The 19,296-nt window shown below is 63.8% G+C and carries 20 protein-coding genes and 2 riboswitches; of the genes, 8 read left to right on the top strand and 12 right to left on the bottom strand.

Annotation, left to right across the window (positions count from 1 at the left end; all coding sequences use genetic code 11):
- Position 1 precedes the first annotated feature (1 nt).
- Together ACW7G0_RS02965 and ACW7G0_RS02960 are read left to right on the top strand one after the other, a co-directional pair.
- The gene (locus ACW7G0_RS02965; RefSeq protein ID WP_456987535.1) at positions 2-1,351 is read left to right on the top strand and encodes an alpha/beta fold hydrolase; all 1,350 of its coding nucleotides are present in this window, start codon (positions 2-4) and stop codon (positions 1,349-1,351) included.
- A 64-nt stretch (positions 1,352-1,415) separates the two neighbouring features.
- Positions 1,416-2,240 carry a M15 family metallopeptidase gene (locus tag ACW7G0_RS02960; protein WP_456987534.1) on the top strand — a complete coding sequence of 275 codons (825 nt, stop codon included), beginning with the start codon at positions 1,416-1,418 and terminating at the stop codon, positions 2,238-2,240.
- Positions 2,241-2,256: 16 nt separating this feature from the next.
- Here the strand turns inward: ACW7G0_RS02960 and ACW7G0_RS02955 are convergent, their stop codons facing one another.
- The 5 genes from ACW7G0_RS02955 to ACW7G0_RS02935 form a co-directional block, all read right to left on the bottom strand.
- On the bottom strand, positions 2,257-2,931 hold the full coding sequence (locus tag ACW7G0_RS02955; RefSeq protein WP_456987532.1) for a DNA-3-methyladenine glycosylase family protein: 675 nt from the start codon (positions 2,929-2,931) through the stop codon (positions 2,257-2,259).
- A gap of 1 nt (position 2,932) precedes the next feature.
- Positions 2,933-3,310, bottom strand: a complete 378-nt coding sequence (locus ACW7G0_RS02950; RefSeq protein WP_456987530.1) for a DUF423 domain-containing protein — start codon at positions 3,308-3,310, stop codon at positions 2,933-2,935.
- A 110-nt stretch (positions 3,311-3,420) separates the two neighbouring features.
- Positions 3,421-4,593 (bottom strand): polyketide cyclase, encoded by a 1,173-nt coding sequence (locus ACW7G0_RS02945; RefSeq protein WP_456987529.1) that lies wholly within the window; start codon positions 4,591-4,593, stop codon positions 3,421-3,423.
- Positions 4,594-4,712: 119 nt separating this feature from the next.
- Entirely contained in the window at positions 4,713-5,393 is a 681-nt protein-coding gene (locus tag ACW7G0_RS02940) for a response regulator (RefSeq protein WP_456987528.1), read from the bottom strand.
- Entirely contained in the window at positions 5,390-6,595 is a 1,206-nt protein-coding gene (locus ACW7G0_RS02935) for a sensor histidine kinase (RefSeq protein ID WP_456987527.1), read from the bottom strand. The genes ACW7G0_RS02940 and ACW7G0_RS02935 overlap by 4 nt, the downstream gene beginning before the upstream one ends.
- A gap of 169 nt (positions 6,596-6,764) precedes the next feature.
- Between ACW7G0_RS02935 and ACW7G0_RS02930 the strand changes: the two genes are divergently transcribed.
- The 5 genes from ACW7G0_RS02930 to ACW7G0_RS02910 all read left to right on the top strand — a co-directional run bounded on the left by ACW7G0_RS02930 (position 6,765) and on the right by ACW7G0_RS02910 (position 9,900).
- Complete coding sequence (locus tag ACW7G0_RS02930; RefSeq protein WP_456987526.1) at positions 6,765-7,370, top strand: GNAT family N-acetyltransferase; 606 nt, start codon at positions 6,765-6,767, stop codon at positions 7,368-7,370.
- A complete protein-coding gene (minC, locus tag ACW7G0_RS02925; protein ID WP_456987524.1) occupies positions 7,367-8,161 on the top strand; it encodes a septum site-determining protein MinC in 795 nt (264 codons plus the stop codon). The genes ACW7G0_RS02930 and minC overlap by 4 nt, the downstream gene beginning before the upstream one ends.
- 136 nt (positions 8,162-8,297) lie before the next feature.
- Positions 8,298-9,107 (top strand): septum site-determining protein MinD, encoded by an 810-nt coding sequence (gene minD / locus ACW7G0_RS02920; RefSeq protein ID WP_456987522.1) that lies wholly within the window; start codon positions 8,298-8,300, stop codon positions 9,105-9,107.
- 2 nt (positions 9,108-9,109) lie between these two features.
- Positions 9,110-9,385: a cell division topological specificity factor MinE gene (minE, locus tag ACW7G0_RS02915; protein WP_456962091.1), complete on the top strand. Its 276-nt coding sequence runs from the start codon at positions 9,110-9,112 to the stop codon at positions 9,383-9,385.
- A gap of 41 nt (positions 9,386-9,426) precedes the next feature.
- Complete coding sequence (locus ACW7G0_RS02910; RefSeq protein ID WP_456987520.1) at positions 9,427-9,900, top strand: hypothetical protein; 474 nt, start codon at positions 9,427-9,429, stop codon at positions 9,898-9,900.
- A 59-nt stretch (positions 9,901-9,959) separates the two neighbouring features.
- On the opposite strand, the gene ACW7G0_RS02905 is transcribed toward ACW7G0_RS02910, so the two are convergent.
- From ACW7G0_RS02905 to ACW7G0_RS02880, 6 genes are all read right to left on the bottom strand, one after another.
- On the bottom strand, positions 9,960-10,709 hold the full coding sequence (locus ACW7G0_RS02905; protein ID WP_456987519.1) for a pentapeptide repeat-containing protein: 750 nt from the start codon (positions 10,707-10,709) through the stop codon (positions 9,960-9,962).
- Positions 10,710-10,759: 50 nt separating this feature from the next.
- Positions 10,760-12,010, bottom strand: a complete 1,251-nt coding sequence (locus tag ACW7G0_RS02900) for a hypothetical protein (RefSeq protein ID WP_456987518.1) — start codon at positions 12,008-12,010, stop codon at positions 10,760-10,762.
- Between the two features lie 28 nt (positions 12,011-12,038).
- Positions 12,039-13,691 (bottom strand): DUF4384 domain-containing protein, encoded by a 1,653-nt coding sequence (locus ACW7G0_RS02895; protein WP_456987517.1) that lies wholly within the window; start codon positions 13,689-13,691, stop codon positions 12,039-12,041.
- 89 nt (positions 13,692-13,780) lie between these two features.
- Positions 13,781-14,152, bottom strand: coding sequence for a hypothetical protein (locus tag ACW7G0_RS02890; RefSeq protein ID WP_456962096.1), 372 nt, complete (start codon positions 14,150-14,152; stop codon positions 13,781-13,783).
- A gap of 104 nt (positions 14,153-14,256) precedes the next feature.
- Complete coding sequence (locus ACW7G0_RS02885) at positions 14,257-14,592, bottom strand: hypothetical protein (protein ID WP_456987515.1); 336 nt, start codon at positions 14,590-14,592, stop codon at positions 14,257-14,259.
- A 63-nt stretch (positions 14,593-14,655) separates the two neighbouring features.
- Positions 14,656-14,964 carry a hypothetical protein gene (locus tag ACW7G0_RS02880; protein ID WP_456962098.1) on the bottom strand — a complete coding sequence of 103 codons (309 nt, stop codon included), beginning with the start codon at positions 14,962-14,964 and terminating at the stop codon, positions 14,656-14,658.
- Between the two features lie 570 nt (positions 14,965-15,534).
- Between ACW7G0_RS02880 and ACW7G0_RS02875 the strand changes: the two genes are divergently transcribed.
- On the top strand, positions 15,535-17,598 hold the full coding sequence (locus tag ACW7G0_RS02875) for a M2 family metallopeptidase (RefSeq protein ID WP_456987514.1): 2,064 nt from the start codon (positions 15,535-15,537) through the stop codon (positions 17,596-17,598).
- 99 nt (positions 17,599-17,697) lie between these two features.
- On the opposite strand, the gene ACW7G0_RS02870 is transcribed toward ACW7G0_RS02875, so the two are convergent.
- The gene (locus tag ACW7G0_RS02870; protein WP_456987512.1) at positions 17,698-18,993 is read right to left on the bottom strand and encodes a multidrug effflux MFS transporter; all 1,296 of its coding nucleotides are present in this window, start codon (positions 18,991-18,993) and stop codon (positions 17,698-17,700) included.
- 90 nt (positions 18,994-19,083) lie between these two features.
- Positions 19,084-19,183: riboswitch (glycine riboswitch) on the top strand.
- A riboswitch (glycine riboswitch) is annotated at positions 19,184-19,290 on the top strand.
- Positions 19,291-19,296 lie beyond the last annotated feature (6 nt).

Raw genomic sequence — 19,296 nt, 5'->3', positions numbered from 1 at the left:
CATGCGCGCGGCAATGATTGCGCTGGGGCTCTCGCTGCTGCTTGCCAGCCTGCCGGCCCGTGTCGCAACCGCCGCGACCGACACCACGCCCGCCGCGGCCGTGCTCGACCCGCAGGCCATCGCCTCCCGGTTTCTCGACCAGTTGGATGCCGGCGACTACGCCGCCGCCGAGGCCACATTCACCGACCGGATGGCGACATCGGTGCCGGTCGAGAAGCTCAAGCTGGTGTGGGAGCAATTGCCCGTCCAACTCGGCCCCGCTGGCGGCCGCGGTGAAGCCACCGTCACCCAGCACGACGGCATGCATATCGTAGTCATGCCGCTGGACTACGGGGACGCCGGCGTGATCGCGCAGGTCGTCATCACCGCCGAAGGCAGGGTTGCCGGATTCCTGGTCCAGCCGGCCGCAAAAACCACCCCGGTGCCACCACTGGCCGCGGATGCGACGTTCATCGAACGCGATTTCAGCGTCGGTGAAAGTGACAAGGCCTTGCCGGGCACGCTCGCCATGCCCCGGGGCGCTGCCAATACGGACCAGCGAGTGACTGGGGTGGTACTGGTACATGGCTCCGGCCCGCAGGATCGAAACGAGACCGTCGGTCCCAACCGGCCGTTCCTGGATATCGCCCGCGGCTTGGCATCACAAGGCATCGCGGTGCTTCGCTACGACAAGCGCAGCAAGGCGCGACCGCAGGATTTCGCCGATGGCGACTACGACGTGGACGAGGAAACCACCGATGACGCCGTCGCTGCGGTCGCCGCATTGCGCGCCACCGACGGCATCGACCCGGCGCGCGTCTACGTGCTCGGCCATAGCCAGGGTGCGATGTTGGCGCCACGCATTGCCGCGCATTCCGGACACGTTGCCGGTCTGATCATGCTGGCCACACCGGCACGCCCGCTGCTGGACCTGCTGCCGGAACAGAACCACTACCTGTTCAATGCCGATGGTTCCATTGGCCCGGCCGAGCAGGACTTCCTGGACGAGCTTGAGGCCAGCATCACCCGGATCCGCAGTGACCAGGCGATGCAGGCCACCGACACCCCACTGGGCTTGCCGGTCGCCTACTGGCGCGGCTTCGACCGCATTGATCCAGTCGCCGATGCACTCGCCAGCAACCTGCCAATACTGCTGCTGCAGGGCGGTCGGGATTTCCAGGTAATCGACACCGACTGGAATTTATGGAACAACGCCCTGGCCGACCGCGACAACGTGACTTTCAAGTACTACCCGTTGGTAAACCATCTGGGTATCGCCGGCGAAGGACGCGGCTCAATCCAGGACTACCAGACCCCCGGGCACGTGGATGCAACACTGATCAACGACATCGCGGCGTGGATCAAGCAGTGAGCGGCCGGCTCGCGGGAAGAACCCGGATTGGCACCATCGGCCACACCGATCTAACCTGACCGACATGCGTGGCCAACCCAAGCTGCTGATCAACACCCCGAAGGTCGAACTGTGGCCCAGCGGGCTGTTGCGTGCGCGCAGCAACCACGATGCCCGCATCCTGTCGCGCGCGAACCACATACTGCGACGCAAGCGCGATGGCCGCTATCTCGCGGCGCAACTGCCCGAAGGCCTTGTACCATTGATTCCCCGGTTGACCCGGGAGCCCGGCGTCACGGCGGCCCTGGAGGTGCTGGCGAAGCAGCGCGGCGTGCTCCATCCGGGCCACGCCTGGTCGAGCCGGCTCCAGCCGGACGAACTTCCCCTGGACGGGCTGCGTGAACGGCTGGACGCACTCGGCCTGGATGACGGCTATGGCGAGCGCACCGGCCTGCCGCTGGTGGCCGAGCCGGGCTGGCTCACCCTGGCCGGCCTGGACCGCTACCGGCGCCCATTGTGGCTGCGCGCCGGCGCCGCCCGCGCGTGGATCCACCTGCGTGAGGCCGCCAGCCAGGCAGGCGTGGTGCTGGATGCGATCTCGGGCTATCGCAGCCATGACTACCAGTTGGGCATCTTCGAAAGAAAACTCGCGCGTGGGCAGGCCGTCCCGGAGATCCTCCGTGTCAACGCCGCGCCCGGCTACAGCGAGCACCACTCAGGCTTTGCCCTCGACATCGGCACCCCGGGCGAACCGCCGGCCGAGGAGACCTTCGAACAGACGCCCGCGTTCGATTGGCTGACCGCCAGCGCCGGCGGCCACGGCTTCGCCATGAGCTACCCCCGCGACAATTCCCACGGCATCGTCTACGAGCCGTGGCACTGGCGCTGGGCTCCCCAAAAAACCGAATGACCAGACGGAGTCCGGCTCAGTCCTGCGAGCGCTTGGTCGGCGTCTTCGCCTCGACCGCGAAGTCGGCGATCTTCCACAAGTAGAAGCTGGCGTAGCTGCGGTATGGCCCCCAGCGTTCACCGAGTTGCGCGAGTTGCTTCGGCTTCGGCATCACCTCGAGCTTGTCGACGATCTGAGCGCCCTTGCGGATGCCGAGGTCGTCGATCGGCAGTACATCGGGGCGACCGAGACGGAACATCAACATCATCTCGACGGTCCAGCGGCCGATACCGCGCACCGGCACCAGCGCGTCGATGATCGCGTCATTGTCCATCGTCGCCATCCGCCGCAGGGTCGGAATCTCGCCGGCCGCCTCGCGCAAGGCCAGGTCGCGCAACGCCAGCAGCTTGTTGCCGGACACCCCGCAGGCGCGCAGGGTCGGGTCGTCGCAACGGCCGAGGGTGTCGCAGTGGAAACGGTCGCTTTCGATCGCCGCCTCGACCCGTCCGACGATCGTCGCCGCGGCCTTGCCGCTGAGCTGCTGGTAGAGGATCGCGCGGGCCAGCGCGTCCACAGGGTCGAACGACTTGCGCCAGCGCGGATCGGGGTCGATCACGCCGATCCGGCGCATCCAGCTGCCCAGCTTGCGATCGCGCCCGGCCAGGTGGGCATGCGCCGCCGCGGTGTCGAATCCGCGCGAATGCCGTGGCATCTCAGCGCCTCACGCTGTCGGCCGCCCACAGCAGCCAGGCGAGGATCATCAGGCCGCCACCCAGCGGTGCGAGCGAGGTCGGTGTGCCGAACCCGTGCGCACTGGCCAGGCTGCCGGAAAACAGCAGCGTGCCAAACAACAGCATCCCCAGCGCGATCGCCGCCAGTCGGCGCCTTGCAACCGGGGCCAGCGCGGCCAGCGCGATGCCGTGGCCGAACGCGAACAGCGCCGCCGAGTGCAGGCTCGCCTGGACCTCAGGCTCGGCGGAATGGGCGGCGTAGGCGAACAGTGCGACCGAGGCGGCGGCGAGCACGGCGCCCAGTGCGGCAAGTGCCCGCAGGGGCCGGGCGACCCGGGTTGGATCAGCGGTCGGGATCATTCAATGGTCTCGCGACAGGTCGCCCAAGATAGCAGCCCTGCCCATCACGGCACCCAAAAAAAATGCGCCGCGGGATCCGCGGCGCATCTCAGGTTGGGTACAGCGTCTGCTCAGCGCAGCGTCCAGTACACCTCGAACTTGCCTTCCTCGGTAAAGCCCTTGTCGATACCGTTGATCCAGGCCTCGTACGGACGTCCAGCGGTTTCGTCGCCGCGGGTCATTACCCAGGCGCGCAGGGCATCACGCACCTTGGGCATGTTGGCCATATGACCGACAAACGGAACCATGGCCACCTTGGCGGGCTCCTCGAACACATGGGTCACAGGGCCTTCCAGCTTGATGTCCAGCTTCACCACCGGGCCTGGCGCAGCATTGGCGGTGGCGATATCGGCGGCATCCGTCCCTGCATCGTCTCCGGTCCCGTCAGCGTCCGTCTCGTCGGCATCCGGCTTCTTGTCCGCGCCACTGCCGGCCTTGCGCACCGGTTGGGCAACATCGAACGCGTAGGTTTCGGCACCGAACTCGTTGGTGATGATGCGCACCGGACCAGCGGGTTCGAGATTATTGGCCTTCATGACCTTTTCGATCCACTGCATGTTGTTCTTCATCGTGCGCTGGACCACTTCGTTGTTGCGCTCCACGGCCGCACCGACTACCAGCATGTTGACCGCCGGCCGCTCGATCACCTTCGGAGCCATCTCCGGGTTGTCCTTGCTGAGCTCCGCATAGTCGTAGTTCGGCACCGCAGCGAGCATGTTGCTGAACCGGTTCAGGCTCATCTTCATGCGGTCGCCCATGCCGCTGGTGACATACATGCCGGCGTAGCGACCAAACAGGTTCATGCCGTAATCAACGTCGTAGATCTGGGTAATCTTGACGTTGCGATTGCTGCGTCCGGTCGGCTCCAGTATGTAGCTGGTGCGCTTGTTGGTGCCGGGTTCGTTGTTGACGACCTCGAAGCTCACGCTTTTGCGTGGCTGGCTGTCCACCAGCTTCCAGCTGCCGTCGCCCACGCCCTTCGCATCAGAGCTGTAGTCCAGCTCCGCGCCAACCCCGCTTTCCGGGCCGGAAAGCTTGATATCCATCGCCGGATCCCGCAGCGGAAGCACGTTCCAATCGTCGAAACGGGCAAAGCTGTTGAGGGTGTCATAGACAATCGTCATCTTGCGATTGGTCTCCACCGACTGCTGGATGTGACGGGTGGAAGGCAGGAAGAAACCGATGACGAGAAACGCCACGGCCACGATTGCCAGCGAAATCAGGAATTCGATCAAACGGGTCATACAGGTTCTCTCCAGGGCCAGACCCGGAATGGGACGGGGGGCAGACCCGTAATCCTAGCAAGGAAAACGGGTCTGTCGCATGCCAGCCAGGTCACAAGAATCACGAAATTGTCCGGTATTTACACCAACTGCAGCTCAAATGCCTTCAGCACCGCTCTCGTACGATCGCGCACACCCAACTTGGACAGGATGTTGGAGACGTGGTTTTTGATGGTGCCTTCGGCCACTCCCAGCGAATTGGCGATCTCCTTGTTGGAAAACCCTCCCGCCATCAATCGCAGTATTTCCGTCTCGCGTTCGGTCAACGGATCCGGCCGATCCAGGCTGACGAACTCGTTGCGCATGTGTTCCAGCCCCGACAACAGGCGCTGGCTCATTGCCGGCTGGACAAGCGAGCCGCCACCGGCCACGGTCTGGATCGCGCCAACCAGTTGCTCCAGCGACACATCCTTGAGCATGTAGCCCTTGGCTCCTGCCTTGATGCCCGCCAGCACCATCTGGTCATCATCAAACGTGGTCAGGATGATCGTCGGCGGCAGCTGGCCTCGGCGGGCCAGCTCCTGCAGCGCCTCCAGCCCCGACATCACCGGCATCCTCATGTCCATCAGCACCACGTCGGGCTGGACCTGCGGTATGAGCTCGACCGCGTGCTTGCCGTCGCCAGCCTCGGCAACCACCTCGATGCCCTCGGCCAGTTCCAGCAGCGATCGCACTCCCTGGCGAACCAGGGTCTGGTCATCGACGATCAGGACGGTTATCGGGTTGTCCGGATCACGGGGTTTGATCGGATTGGGGGTCATGCATTCACTCCTTCGCGGGTAGCCGCCACGGCGTCTGCCGACAGCGGCAACACAAGATGCAGGCGGAACCCTGCCTGTGGCCGGGTTTCAATGGTCAAATCACCCCCGCACTGGGCGAGGCGTTCGCGCATGCCGCGCAGTCCGTTGCCGATGGCAACCTGGCTGGCACCTCGCCCATCGTCGCGGGCCGTCATCACGATGCATCCATCTTCGCGCCTCAAATGGATCCACAGGTGACCGGCACCCGAATGACGCACCGCGTTGGTAATGATCTCCTGGGTGCAACGCAACAGCACGTGCGCACGCTCGGGATCGTCAACGGTCAGCGGCTCCTCGATATCCATGTGGATCTTCGGAGTGAAGATATTCTCGGCCAACGGGCGCAGCGTCAGCGCAAGGTCAATCGCCTTCTCCACCCGCAAATGACTGACCGCCTCGCGCACGTCCGTCAGCAGCAAGCGAGCCAGGGTATGGGCCTGGACGACGTGCTCCTTCGCCCGGCCATCGGTCAGATGGCCGGCAACTTCCAGGTTCAGGCTCAACGCTGTCAGATGGTGACCCAGCAAATCATGCAGCTCACGGGAGATGCGGGTGCGCTCATTGATTCGCGCGCTCTCTGCCAACAGCAGGCGCGTGGCATGCAACTCGGCATTCAACTGACGCTGTTCCTCACGGGCCTGGGCCTGTTGTCGGGCCACCAGCGCGGTGACAAACACCAGGCTGGAAAACCCCATATAGGCCAGCGACTGCATCAAGGCCACCAGCACCGGCATGCCCAACGCAACAAACGCCGGCGTGATCGCAAGGTTGCCCCCGACCAGCCAACCCACTCCCACCCGCAGCGATAACAGCCATGGCAGCAGTCCAGCCACCACCATCAGCAGGACACTGCCCAGACCGGTGCGCGACAGGTAGCTGATGCCCACCGCGCAGATCGTCAGCACCAGCAGCAGGACAAGGGACAGGTAGTCGGTGCGGCGCGGCCCCAGGTCGCGGGTCAGCCACCAGTACGCGCCGCCGAAAGTCAGGTACAAAGCGACCCAACGCGCGATCAGCAGATAAAACGGTTGGCCGCTGACAGCCGGCAGGAATTCCAGCCCGCCCGGAGCCAGCCATAGCTGAATCGGCCATAGCCCGACCATGCCCCACGTGAGGAGGCCGGCGAAGCGCAACAGTCGGCTGTGGTTAAGGCGGCTCAGCATCACCGCATGCTACCGGCATCGGGTGGCATGAGGGGGCGCCGAAAGTCATGCTGAATGCGCGCCGGACCGCATCGGTCGATTGAAATCTGTTCGCCGCACGCCGGGACCCATGCGATAATTGGCCCTGGAAACGCGACCCCACGCTAAGTAACAACCCCTGGAGCCCGGAATGTCGATCGTTGTCCGCGACGTGCTTGAGCACGAGCTGGATTCCGTCCTTGCCCTCAACAACGCTGCCGGACCTGCGATCCTGCCACTGGACGCCGGGCGATTGCGCCATTTCTTCGAAACGGCCGAGTATTTCCGTGTCGCCGAGCGTGACGGCACCCTGGCCGGCTTCCTGATCGGAATGGGCAGCCATGCCTCGCATGACAGCAGCAATTTTCGCTGGTTCTGCCAACGCCACCCGGATTTCTTCTACATTGACCGCATCGTAGTGGCCAGCCGCCGACGCGGCGGCGGTGTCGGCCGGGCGTTCTATGCCGACGCCCAAAGCTATGCGGAATTGCGCTACCCACAGATGGCTTGCGAGATCTTTCTGGATGGTTCCAGCGATCCGGTGCTGTTGTTCCACGGCAGTTTCGGATTCCGCGAAGTCGGGCAACACGTCATGGACGGCACCGGGCTGCGCGCGGCAATGCTGATGAAGCAATTGTGCAGCTACGCCTGGATCCGCCAGGCCTATGGCGAGAACCTGCCAAGCCTGCCATGGGCTCGCCCACGCACGCTGCCCGGCAAAGACCTGGCGGCACGACTGACCGGGACCAACCGTTGAGCACGGCGGTGACGGATTACGAGCCCGCCGGTGAGCTCAAGATCGGCCAGGTCGGAATTGCCAACCTGCGCATACGCTCGCTGGATGTCCCCAGGTTGACCGAGGAAATGCGCAGCCGGGTGCAACGCGCGCCCAACCTGTTCAAGAACGCGGCCGTGGTGATCGATTTTGGCGGGTTGGGCCAGATGCCCGACCTGGCCACCGCGGGTGCGCTGATGGACGGGTTGCGCCAAGCAGGGGTACTACCGGTCGCCCTGGCTTATGGTTCCAGTGATACCGAGCAGCTGGCGGATGCCCTTGGCCTGCCGCTTCTGGCCAAGTTCCGCGCCCAGTACGAGCGCGGGGACGAGACCTCACCCGCAGCTTCACCGGCCGCGGTGCCAGCGACGGCCCCGCCGCGTGAAAAGGCGGCCCCGCAACCAGCAACTCCTGCGAAGGCGGCCGCAAGCAAGGCAAGCCCCGGAATGATCCATGCGACGCTGGTTCGTTCCGGCCAGCAGGTCTACGCAGATCACCGCGACCTCACCGTGCTGACGGGCGTCAGTGCTGGTGCAGAAGTGATTGCCGACGGCTCCGTCCACATTTATGGCCCGTTGCGCGGTCGCGCCCTCGCCGGCGCCCAGGGCAATGAACAGGCACGCATTTTCTGTCGCGAATTCCATGCTGAACTGATCGCCATCGCCGGCCACTACAAGGTGCTGGAAGATATTCCGGCGGAGCTGCGTGGTCGCGCCGTCCAGGCTTGGCTGCAGGACGGGCAATTGCAGCTGGCCGCACTGGACACACCGTGAGCGAAAACCGTGCATGCTGTCGCGTTGCGCCCAATCGGCAACCGGGCAGTTGCAGCCGGCCCGGCATCTCGCCGGGCGCTGCAGACGCTACATCGATGCATTCCCCCGCAGCACCCATGAACTGGAGGATTTGAACTTGGCCGAAATCATCGTTGTCACCTCGGGCAAGGGAGGCGTGGGCAAAACCACCACCAGCGCCAGCCTCGCCTGTGGGCTTGCACGTCGCGGCCACAAGGTGGCCGTCATCGACTTCGACGTCGGCTTGCGCAACCTGGACCTGATCATGGGTTGCGAGCGACGCGTGGTGTACGACTTCGTCAACGTGGTCAATGGCGAGTCGACCCTGAAGCAGTCGCTGATCCGCGACAAGCGTTTCGAGAACCTGTACGTGCTCGCCGCCTCGCAGACCCGCGACAAGGATGCGCTGACGGTTGAAGGCGTACAGAAGGTCCTGGACGATCTGGCTGCAGACGACTTCGACTACATCGTCTGCGACTCCCCCGCCGGCATCGAGAAAGGTGCCTACCTGTCGATGTATTTTGCGGACCAGGCGGTCGTGGTGGTCAACCCGGAAGTCTCCTCGGTGCGCGACTCCGACCGCATCCTTGGCTTGCTGGCCTCCAAGACCCGCCGCGCCGAGAACGGCGAGCGGGTCAAGGAACACCTGCTGCTGACCCGCTACAGCCCCAAGCGGGTAGAGTCCGGTGAGATGCTGAGCATCGGTGACGTGGAGGAAATCCTGGGCTTGAAGACAATTGGCGTGATCCCCGAGTCCACCGACGTCCTGCACGCTTCCAACAAGGGCGAGCCGGTCATCCTCGACAGCGAGACCGACGCGGCACAGGCCTACGATGATGCCGTCGCCAGGTTGCTTGGCGACACCCGTCCAATGCGGTTTGTGAACCCCGAGAAAAAGGGTTTCTTCAGCAAGATGTTCGGAGGATAGACATGGGTTTGTTCGATTTCCTGCTGGTCAAGAAGCAGACGGCTTCGGTCGCCAAGGACCGCTTGCGGATCATCGTTGCCCACGAGCGCGCCACCCGTGGCGGACCCGACTACCTGCCGATGCTGCAACGCGAACTGCTCGAGGTGATCCGGAAGTACGTCAACGTCGACGTCGATGCGGTCAAGGTCGACCTGATGGGCGAAGGCGACAACAAGGTGTTGGATATCTCGGTCTGCCTGCCCGAAAAGGCCGAATCACGGGCGTTCGCCAACGGCTGAACAAGACGCACTGTCCGGACAAGGACTTCGGACAAGATCCTATGCTCACGCTCGCTGACACCGGCTTCGCCGCTCCTGCCGCATTACTGGCACGGTATGGACTGCAATTGGCAAAGGTTGCCGATGGAGAGCCCATTCCGGGGAGCTATTGGGGCGACTGTGAAGCCGGACTGATCGGCACCACCGTCCATGCCCGCGCCGATACGCCGGTGCACTCGTTGCTGCATGAGGCGGCGCACCTGATCGTGTTGCCGCCCGAGCGTCGCGCTGCCGTGCACACCGACGCCACCGACTCCATCGAGGAGGAAGATGCGGTTTGCGTGTTGCAGGCGTTACTGGGCGACGAGCTGCCCGATGTCGGCCACGATCGCATACTGGCCGACATGGACGCGTGGGGCTACACCTTCAGGCTCGGCTCGGCGCGGGCGTATTTTGAACGCGACTCCGATAGTGCTTGGCACTGGTTGGCCAAACGCGGGCTGGTCGAGCTGCCGCACCGGCGCCTGATCGTCTAGATACCCAGACCGCGGCCGGGCATGGCCATGCAGGTGAGCGGGCGTACGGCTCGGCTCGCTCAGCGGCAAACGCCGACCGAGCCACTGCCACAGATACGGCCGTCAACCCAGGTCGCGCCTTCAAAACGCGCGCCCGACAGCATTGCATTGGTCAGCGTGGCGTCTTGCAGGTTGGCCCCGCGGAAGTCGACGCTATCCAGATTGGCATTGGCGAAGTTGGCTTCGACCAGGATCGCATCACGGAAGCTGGCGCCACCCAAGTGGGAATTGACGAACGTCACGCCCGCCAGTCGCCGGCCGGCGAAATCTCTCCCGGCCAGATCCTGATTGGCGTAGCTCGTCGGCCCACCGCGCTGCGAGGACGAAGACGAAGACGACGTTGTGGTCCGTCCATTGACGGTGCTGGTTGCTCGACCGCCGCCGGCACTCATGACGTGCAAGCCGCCATCGCCCTGGACGCTGACCTGGCCATCGTTGACATGCGTGTGTTGGGTGTTGTCGCCATCGGTTTGATAGTTGCCGGTGCGCGAAGACAGGTTTTGCTGGCCGCTCGCCTCCACCGTGGCTCCGTGCGTGCGCACCTCGGTTCCGGCGGCACCGGCCTGGACCACGGTACCGTCGCCCGCGTCGATCCTGACGTTGCCGTCGGCGTCGATATCCACGCTCTGGGCAAGTGCCGGCATCGCCAGTGAGGCCAACAGGAGTCCGCCAAACGCGAGCATGAGACAAGAACGGCTGCGGGCGATCTGACTGGCCTCGGTGTGGTTGTGGGGGGTCTGGTTGTGGCGGGTCTGGTTATGGAAGGTCACGGAATGCTCCTGTCGGGGGCCCACTGAGCGGGGAAAATATTCAGTGGAAGTCAGAGGCCGAGATCGGAAAGTCCGGCCAACGGGTCGTCGAGTCGCGGCTGCGCGGCCGAAGTGATGTTGGAAACCAGGTTGCCTCCCGACTGGCCCACAGCCGCGGAAGCCAACTGCCGCATCCAGGTCGGGTCGAAGCCACCACCGGGGAGCGTACGCGCCTGGATCAGGCCAAGCATTTGCAAGGCAGGCTTGCTGCCCTGCGCCGCTGCACCCCGGTACAGCCGCAAGGCCTTGCCATAATCGACGGGCACGCCATCGCCGCGATGGTAGCGACGTGCCAGCGCGTACAGGGACTCGGCATCACCGTCGGCGGCCGCCTCGGCACCGGCCTCGACTTGTCGACGGGCTTCATCGCCGCGCGCCAGACTGGCGAGATTGAGCTTGGCAGCCGCGCTGCCATTGTCGACTGCACGCTGGTACCACATTTGCGCCGTGGTGCGGTCGCCTTGTAACTGATAGTGCACACCCATGGCATTTTGAGCGACGCCATCACCGCCACGGGCCGCCCGCTCACGCAGTGCGGCCTGCTGCTTCTCGCCACCGCGACGTCGCTCGGCAGCAAACAGCAGCGAGAGCAGGTAGTCGGCCCGCGCGACGCCAGCGGCACTGATCTGCTGCAGGCTGCGCCGCGCGGCGGCCGGATCTCGCGCCACGCCCAGACCGAGTCCTTGCAGGTAGGCGAATGCCATTGCCGCTCGGCGGTCACCTGCGTCAGCAGCAACCTTGAACCAACGCGCCGCCTCGGCGTAACTGCGCGGATCCGCATCGCCCCGATAGGCCGCCAGCGCCTGCTGCAATGGATCATCCGATCCCGCCACGACTTCCGTCGCAGCTTCCATCGGCATCACGGCGCCACCCTCCACCCCCGGAGTGTCCATCACGACCGCGCTATCGTCGCTCGCGGGTTCGATCCCGGCGGGATTCGACGGCCAAACGATATTGCTGCTGGACGGCGGCGTAAGCGTCGGCGCGGGGAGCGCCAAGTCCGGCGAAGTGGGTACTTCCCCGGCCGTCGTGGGGACCGCACCGACCGGCTTGGGGCGAGGCGGCACGATCTCCGCCCGCATGCCTGCGGTGGAGACCATGCTCGAGGTGCCGACTGCGGTTTCCGGGGACTCCGGAATTTGCGGAGCTGCGGGCACCAACGGTGGCGTTACCGGCACGATCTCCGCATGGACCACAGCGACCAGCCCGATCAGCAACGCGGCGCCCCAAAGCAGGGTGCCACGCCGATCGCCTGCGATCATCCAACCGATCATCGCAGGCCCGCCCCGGTCATGGTGTAACCGACCATTGCGCGCTGCCCGCGCCAACCCTGGCCCCGACCGCCGACCGGAATGCCTGCTCCACCGCATCCAGCGATACCGCGTCGATGGGCGTCAGTACCGGCGCCTGCAGCTGGGCCGGCAGCAGCGACGAGGGATCGAGCGGACTGGTCAGGCAGCGCAGTTCCTCGGTGCCCGGTGCCGTCAGCTCGATCGCGAAACTCTGCGGGTTACCAATATCGGGCACCATCAGCGCGCGATTGCCTTCGATTACACCGGACGGCTGCAACGGATTGGGGTAGATCTGCGCAATCGTGCCTTTTGCATCCTGGTAGTAGCACTGCAAGTACGCCGTCCGGTCGACGCTGATGTTGAACGAAAGCAGCTCGCCCAGCGGACGCGCGTTGCCGGGTGTCGGCAAGGTGATGTCGACCTGCGGCGGACGCGGCTTGGTCGAGCCCAGCACGGGGGCACCATTCCTGGGCTCACTGCGGGAGGCGACTGGCAAATGGCTCTCGGTCACGCCGGTATCGCCCCACCCGACCTTCACGAAGTGGCCATCCCCATCGCTGCGGACGTAGTCACGAGCGAGGTGCTCATAGGTTTCAAAGCTCAGCTGGCCCGATGCCAGCACCCCTTGATCAAGCTGGAAGCGCTGGATTGCGTTGCGCAACTCTGCAGTGATCAGGCGCGGGGTCGGGTCGACCGTGTAATAGCCTTGTGCCCGCAGCCCGCGCTGGAAAAACGCCACCCGCTGGGTTTCGTCCATTTCCAGGTACCACTGACGCAATTGACGCTGGAATTCGGGATGGGCCTGGTCGAGCGCGAGGCATTGCCAGTACGGCACTCGAGCCCACTTGCCGACCAATTCGATCATGCTCAGGTCGATCAAGGTCCGCGCGGCGGGGCCAACGCCCTGCGAGAAATCGCTGCCGATCTCGATCTGCACGCCGGCCTTCTTGATCCGTCCGCCGACATCAATACCGGCACCCTTGTTGGCGATGGTGATTTCGTTCGCCGAATGGATACCGGGGATCAGGGTGCGGCTGATGAAGTCGCCGAGGTGGAAATCCATCCCCATGACGCTGCCGGCCAGGTCGCGGGACCAGCCGATTTCAGCATCCTCGGAAGCGGCGCCCAGGCCGCGGCGGTCGATCATGACGTTCTGGTCCATGAAGCTGATTGCGCCGGATATGTACAGCTGCGGCATCGAAATCATCATCTGGTTGTTCTGCAACATCAGACCGCTGAGCGTCTGCACGGTGTCCTGGCTGAGCGGATTTACCTCATAGTCGACAAAACGGAACGTGTTGCTCAGTCGCGACATCTCCGACAATGACGTGATCAACATATCCGTCGCAGCAACGTAGACCTTGCCGGAAGCATCCGGAATGGTCTTGGAAGTAATGGTGACCGGGTTGATGTGGTTGTCACGCAGCATCCGGTCCATGCACGACAGCGAGTCGTTGAAGTTGCTGACCGAACGCACGGGCCACACCACCGGCTGGTTCTCGACCCCAATCTGGTTGTAGAAGTCGGTGTGCTTGCGGGGGCCGTTCTTGCCCAGCGTGCTGCAACCGGCCAGCAACGTCACCGCAGCGGCCATCGCCACCACTTTTACTCCCGCGCGCGCCGTGCGCGCGTGCCCCTGTAGTTTTGTCATCCGTCGTGTTTATCCGTGTCGAAAGGAAATGTCGCCCAAGCGCTCTCGACCGGGATCCGGCGCACATGCACTTGATGTGGCGGGGGCGTCTACTTGCAGACGTTGATCACGCTGCCGTTGACCACCACTACCCGCTCTTGCTGCTGGCCGCGTGGGCTGGGGCCATAACGCGGGGTGAAACTGCCGACCGTGGTGGGCGATTGCGTGACGGTGCCCACATTGGTGATGCAGGTCTTGGCACCACCTGGCCCGCTATTGATGACCTGGGTGTCCTCAGCGGTCTGTCGCGTGCCAAAACCGAGCCAACGCTTGGCCTGGACCTGGCTGACCTTGGCCCTGTCCCATGGGTCGATCCCGCGACGCGGGGTGACGTCCGACTGCTGCGCCTGTGCCAGCGGCGCCAGGACAGTAAGTGCCAGCGCCAGCCCGGCGGTACGGATGCTGATTGTGAGCATGCTCATGCGATTTGCTCCTCATTTACAACCTCACTGGGCGGGGCAGCCATCACTGCCGGCCGCCCCGCCATCTATCGACGCACGATGCGTGCGACGTTGATCAGCAAGGTTTATTCGCCTTCGTTCGACGAAACGTTCTGCTCGGCTTTCGACCCGGCACCAACCGCGCTGTTGGCGATCGCGCCCATGACGTCGGTGGTCTGCGTGTTGTTGCCACCAATCTTGACGTTGCCCTTGTTGGACGAGACGTTTTGGGTCGCCGTGGTCAAGGCACCCACCGCGGAGTTGGCGATGGCACCTTTGACGTTGGTCTTCTGCGTATTGTTGCCGCCGATTTTCACTTCGGCATAGGCGGTGCTCGACATCAATACAGCGGCGGCGATCAACAGCACGTATGACTTCTTCATGGGTATTTCCTCATCTTCTGGGTAAAGGGGGGTACGCATGCCATTGGCCCTTTGGCAAACCACTCCCAGGCGGGCCTGACATGGGAGGCGGTGGAGGTGCGGTTATTCGTCGCTGACCGAACCGATGTTGATGATGGCCCTGGAGCCGGAGCCCGAGGCCTGGTTGTGGATCGAACCACTCACCGAAACCGTTTGGCTATTGCTACCGACTTTGGCCTTGCTACCGCTGATTGATCCGATGTTGACCTGGGCGGTGGCGCCGGATCGCGCCTCGTTGCTGATGCTTCCCGAGACATTGACCGTCTGCGAGTTGCTGCCACTGATCACGACTTGCTTCTGCGCAAAGACGGACCCAGATGCCGCAACCGTCAGGGCTGCCGTCATAGCCAGGATTCGAGCCGTATTTTTCATGCCGTTCCTCATCGTTGTCGCTCCAGGTGAGTCGTCCCGGGTGGTGAGTCGCACCGGGTAAATACGCAAGCAAGCATCCGGACCACAGCCTGCCGCTCAGCGTCACCCTTCCTGTTAACTATCGGGGTGTCAAATCAATTTTTTGTGACATCCGGCCCTACCTAAACCAGTGATTCAGGCTTATCAAACCCGCTTTCACAGTGGTGCTTTATCTACGCGTTATCTAATTTTAATAGACGTTAAGGGAAATTAAGGGATTTTAAGCGCAAACGGTACGCATGCTTGGCGACCGCTGCAACGCAAAACCCCTCTATTGCCATCTCCCCTGGCGGCAGAAGCGGCATTTTCCCCGGCTCAAAGCAAAGTGACATTTTGCGTCAGCCATCACAATCTGAGCGGACTGCCGCACGCATTGCCGACGGCGCCCCCAGCAGCAATGGATGACGCACCAAACGCATTGGCCGCTCTTGCGGCGCATCTTGATGCCCGCTTGCGCGGCGCTTGAGGTGTCTCTAGCCTTCTGAAGTTTGGCGCGACGCACGCGCTTCATGCAAAAGGGAGCTTCCCCTGATGAAACTCGCACGCGCACTACTGGCGATCAGCGTTACTGCGGCCGTGTTCGGGCTTGCCGGCTGCGACAAATCCCCCATTCCTGGCGAAACCCACCCGGCCACCACAGCCGCCGCGCCGGCCGACGAGACGGCGGATCAGTTCGTCGCCCGGGTCAATGCCGAGATCAAGGCGATGTACCCCGAGCTGACCACGCCGCAGTGGCTGTCCTCCACCTACATAAGCGACGACACCCAACTGCTGGCGGCCAAGTCCAACGAGCGCTACCTGACCCAGCTCAACGCCTGGATCAAGCAGGCCAAGCGCTTCGAAGGCCAGCAGATGTCGCCGGAAACCGCGCGCGCGATCCAGCTGCTGAAGCTCTCTACCTCGATGCCGGCACCGTCGGACCCGGTCGAACTGGCCGAACTGACGCGCATCGCAACCAAGATGGAAGGCATCTACGGCGCCGGCGAGTACTGCACCGGCGAAGGCGATGCCAAGCAGTGTCGCCAACTCGGTGCCCTGGAAGAGGTGCTGCGCAACAGCCGCGATTACGACGCCCAACTCGACGCGTGGCGCGGCTGGCACACGATCTCCCAGCCGATGCGCAAGGATTACGTGCGTTTCGTGGAGTTGGTGAACAAGGGCGCCGATGAGATGGGCTTCGCCGATGCCGGCGAGATGTGGCGTTCGGGCTATGACATGAGTCCGGTCGAACTGGCAGCGGAAACCGACCGGTTGTGGAGTCAGGTCAAACCGCTGTACGAGCAACTGCACTGCTATACCCGCACCCGGATGGCCACCCAGTACGGCCCTGACAAGGCCGAGGTCGCCGGCGGCATGTTGCCCGCGCACTTGATGGGCAACATGTGGCAGCAGGACTGGAGCAACTTGTGGGATATCGTCGCGCCCTACGAGAATGCCGGCAGCCTCGACATCACCACGTCGCTGGAGTCTCGCTACCGCCAGATCCACTCCCAGAAGCTCGCCCAGTACACCGGCGAACGCAGTCCGGCCGCGCTGGCCCAGCTTGAGCAGGATGCACTGGACGCCTCGGCGAAACAGATGACCAAGCGTGCCGAGGACTTCTACGTCTCGCTGGGTCTGCAAAAACTTCCCGACAGCTACTGGGAGAAGGCCCAGTTCATCAAGCCACGCGACCGCGACGTGGTCTGCCACGCCAGCGCGTGGGACATGAACATGGAAGGCGATGTGCGCACCAAGATGTGCATCCACCCGAATGAGGAAGACTTCACCACGATCTACCACGAGCTGGGCCACGTGTATTACTACCTGGCCTACAACGATTTGCCGCCGATCTTCCAGACCGGCGCCCACGACGGCTTCCACGAGGCCATTGGCGACACCGTGGTGCTGGCAATGACACCGAAGTACCTGGAATCGATCGGTCTGGTCGATGCCCAACAGCAGGGCGAGGAGGCACTGATCAATGCCCAGATGCGCATGGCATTGTCCAAGGTCGCGTTCCTGCCGTTCGGGCTGATGATCGACCGTTGGCGCTGGGGCGTCTTCGACGGTTCGATCACGCCGGACCACTACAACCAGGCCTGGTGGGACCTGAAGGCCAAATATCAGGGCGTGGCGCCGGTGCAGGAACGCGGCGAGGAGTTCTTCGATCCGGGCGCTAAGTACCATGTGCCGGGTAACACTCCGTACACGCGCTATTTCCTCGCCCACGTCCTGCAATTCCAGTTCTACAAGTCACTGTGCGATGCAGCCGGCTACACCGGCCCGCTGCACGAGTGCAGCATCTACGGCAGCACGGCGGCGGGTGAGAAGCTGCAGGCGATGTTGAGCAAGGGCGCCAGCCAGCCGTGGCAGCAGACCCTGAAGGAATTGACCGGTGGCGAGCAGATGGACGCGTCCGCGATTTTGGAATATTTCGCCCCGCTGCAAGGCTGGCTGAAGCAACAAAACGAAGGCGGTACCTGCGGTTGGCAGCCCAGCGCGACGGCGGCCGCCGCTGCGGCGTCCACGCCTGGATCCGAGCCCGCAGCGAAGGCGGAAGCGCCAGCCGAACCCGACGCCGACACGCCACCCGGGGCCGATACCGACAACTGAGTCGCGATACTCATCACCCGGCGATCCGGGCAGCAGGAACGACAAAGGCCGGCGCAAGCCGGCCTTTGTCGTGTGACATCTGACCGGCCCAACGGCCGGTCAGATCGACTCGTTTGGCATCCTGCCCGCGCCATGGCTGTTGCCCGCGGCAGTCCGCGCCGATAGCGACTCCCACAGCCAGAACAACCAGCCCGTGAATACCAACACCGCTGCCGCCAGCGCCAGCCACAACGCGCTATGGCTGAGCCACGGCGAAACCACGCCGGCAATCACTGCGTTCAGCACCAGCGAGGTGAATGCCTGCAGTGACGAGGCTGCGCCGCGCATGCGCGGATACATGTCCAGGATGGCCAGGGTCACGATCGGGAACACCAACGCGATGCCGAACGCATTGAGGCTGATCGGGATGATCGCCCAGGGCATTTGAGGCGTATCGGTCCATAGGTTGTAGCCCAGCCCCAACGCAACGGCGACTCCGGACACCGAGAAACCGATCGCCACCAACCTTGCCCCACTGATCCTGCCCGCGGCTCGCCCGGACAGATAGGCACCCGCCACCATGCCGCCAATCATGGGGATGAAGAACCAGCCGAAATCCCCTTCATCCATGGGTTGTCCGTGGCGCTGCAACAAGTCGAGCACGAACGCCGGCGCGGAGGCGATAAACAGGAACAACGCAGCGAAATTAAGCGCCGCGCACGCGGCCAGTCGCTGGAAGCGGGGGTTGAGCAGGATCGCGAGATAGTCGCGCCACAGCCGCGACGGCACCATCGGCAAGCGTGCCTGGACCGGATGGGTTTCCGGCAGCATCCGCCAGGTCACGCCCAGCAGCACCACCGAGAACACCACCAGGAACCAGAAAATCACCGACCAGTGGCTCCAGCCCAGTATCCAGCCGCCGATGACCGGTGCGATCGCCGGCGCGATGCCAAAGATCATCGATACCTGGCTCATCAAGCGTTGCGCGTCATCGCCGTGCAGCACGTCGCGAATCACCGCCCGACCCACGATCAGGCCCACACCGGCCGACAATCCCTGCACCGCACGGAACACCAGAAGCGTCGTCAGGTCGGTCGACAGTGCACAGCCCACCGAGGCGAGGGTGAATATCGTCAAGCCCCCCAGGATCACCTTGCGCCGCCCCAACGCATCCGAAAGCGGCCCATGCAGCAAGCTGGTCACCGCATAGGCAATCAGGTAGACACTGATGGTCTGCTGCATCGCCAGCTTGTCCGCGCCGAACTCGACCCCCATCGCCGGGAACGCGGGGAAGATGGTGTCGATCGCGAACGGGCCGAACATGGACAGTCCGGCCAGGATGAAGGTTAGCCGGCGCAAGCCGCCAGCCGATTGCAATGAACGCACGGAAATCCCAGGGATTCGAGGGGCCCTCATGGTACGGCTTTGCACTCGCGCATATGAAAGCGCGCCCGGCCGTCCGTGCAACCGCTTATAATCCCGAGGTAGCTGCAAACCACTAGCTGCAAACAACCGGTGGGAGAAGCGGCCCATGCCCTGCAGGCTTGGCCCGCTGCCGAAGGCGCAACGCCCGTAATCGCTCAGGCTCCCGTACCACCGGTTGTGACAACTCTGGAGAGACCGGTTGAATCCGGCGCCGAAGGTGCGTGAAGCGCAGCAGTCCCGTGGTATCGGACCGCGCTTCCAAAACTCTCAGGCAAAAGGACAGAGGGGCGCCCG

It is taken from the genome of Lysobacter sp. A286 (assembly GCF_054052105.1).
Note: the sequence above shows the minus strand (reverse complement) of the source record. Positions and strands in the feature narration are given on the sequence as shown.

Coding starts and splice junctions, on each gene's coding strand:
- ACW7G0_RS02880 (WP_456962098.1), bottom strand. CDS start 14,964: ATGAAAAATACGGCTCGAATCCTGGCTATGACGGCAGCCCTGACGGTT.
- ACW7G0_RS02890 (WP_456962096.1), bottom strand. CDS start 14,152: ATGAGCATGCTCACAATCAGCATCCGTACCGCCGGGCTGGCGCTGGCA.
- ACW7G0_RS02870 (WP_456987512.1), bottom strand. CDS start 18,993: ATGAGGGCCCCTCGAATCCCTGGGATTTCCGTGCGTTCATTGCAATCG.
- minE (WP_456962091.1), top strand. CDS start 9,110: ATGGGTTTGTTCGATTTCCTGCTGGTCAAGAAGCAGACGGCTTCGGTC.
- ACW7G0_RS02885 (WP_456987515.1), bottom strand. CDS start 14,592: ATGCGTACCCCCCTTTACCCAGAAGATGAGGAAATACCCATGAAGAAG.
- ACW7G0_RS02900 (WP_456987518.1), bottom strand. CDS start 12,010: ATGATCGCAGGCGATCGGCGTGGCACCCTGCTTTGGGGCGCCGCGTTG.
- ACW7G0_RS02955 (WP_456987532.1), bottom strand. CDS start 2,931: ATGCCACGGCATTCGCGCGGATTCGACACCGCGGCGGCGCATGCCCAC.
- ACW7G0_RS02950 (WP_456987530.1), bottom strand. CDS start 3,310: ATGATCCCGACCGCTGATCCAACCCGGGTCGCCCGGCCCCTGCGGGCA.
- ACW7G0_RS02965 (WP_456987535.1), top strand. CDS start 2: ATGCGCGCGGCAATGATTGCGCTGGGGCTCTCGCTGCTGCTTGCCAGC.
- ACW7G0_RS02875 (WP_456987514.1), top strand. CDS start 15,535: ATGAAACTCGCACGCGCACTACTGGCGATCAGCGTTACTGCGGCCGTG.
- ACW7G0_RS02945 (WP_456987529.1), bottom strand. CDS start 4,593: ATGACCCGTTTGATCGAATTCCTGATTTCGCTGGCAATCGTGGCCGTG.
- ACW7G0_RS02895 (WP_456987517.1), bottom strand. CDS start 13,691: ATGACAAAACTACAGGGGCACGCGCGCACGGCGCGCGCGGGAGTAAAA.
- ACW7G0_RS02935 (WP_456987527.1), bottom strand. CDS start 6,595: ATGCTGAGCCGCCTTAACCACAGCCGACTGTTGCGCTTCGCCGGCCTC.
- ACW7G0_RS02940 (WP_456987528.1), bottom strand. CDS start 5,393: ATGACCCCCAATCCGATCAAACCCCGTGATCCGGACAACCCGATAACC.
- ACW7G0_RS02960 (WP_456987534.1), top strand. CDS start 1,416: ATGCGTGGCCAACCCAAGCTGCTGATCAACACCCCGAAGGTCGAACTG.
- ACW7G0_RS02910 (WP_456987520.1), top strand. CDS start 9,427: ATGCTCACGCTCGCTGACACCGGCTTCGCCGCTCCTGCCGCATTACTG.
- ACW7G0_RS02930 (WP_456987526.1), top strand. CDS start 6,765: ATGTCGATCGTTGTCCGCGACGTGCTTGAGCACGAGCTGGATTCCGTC.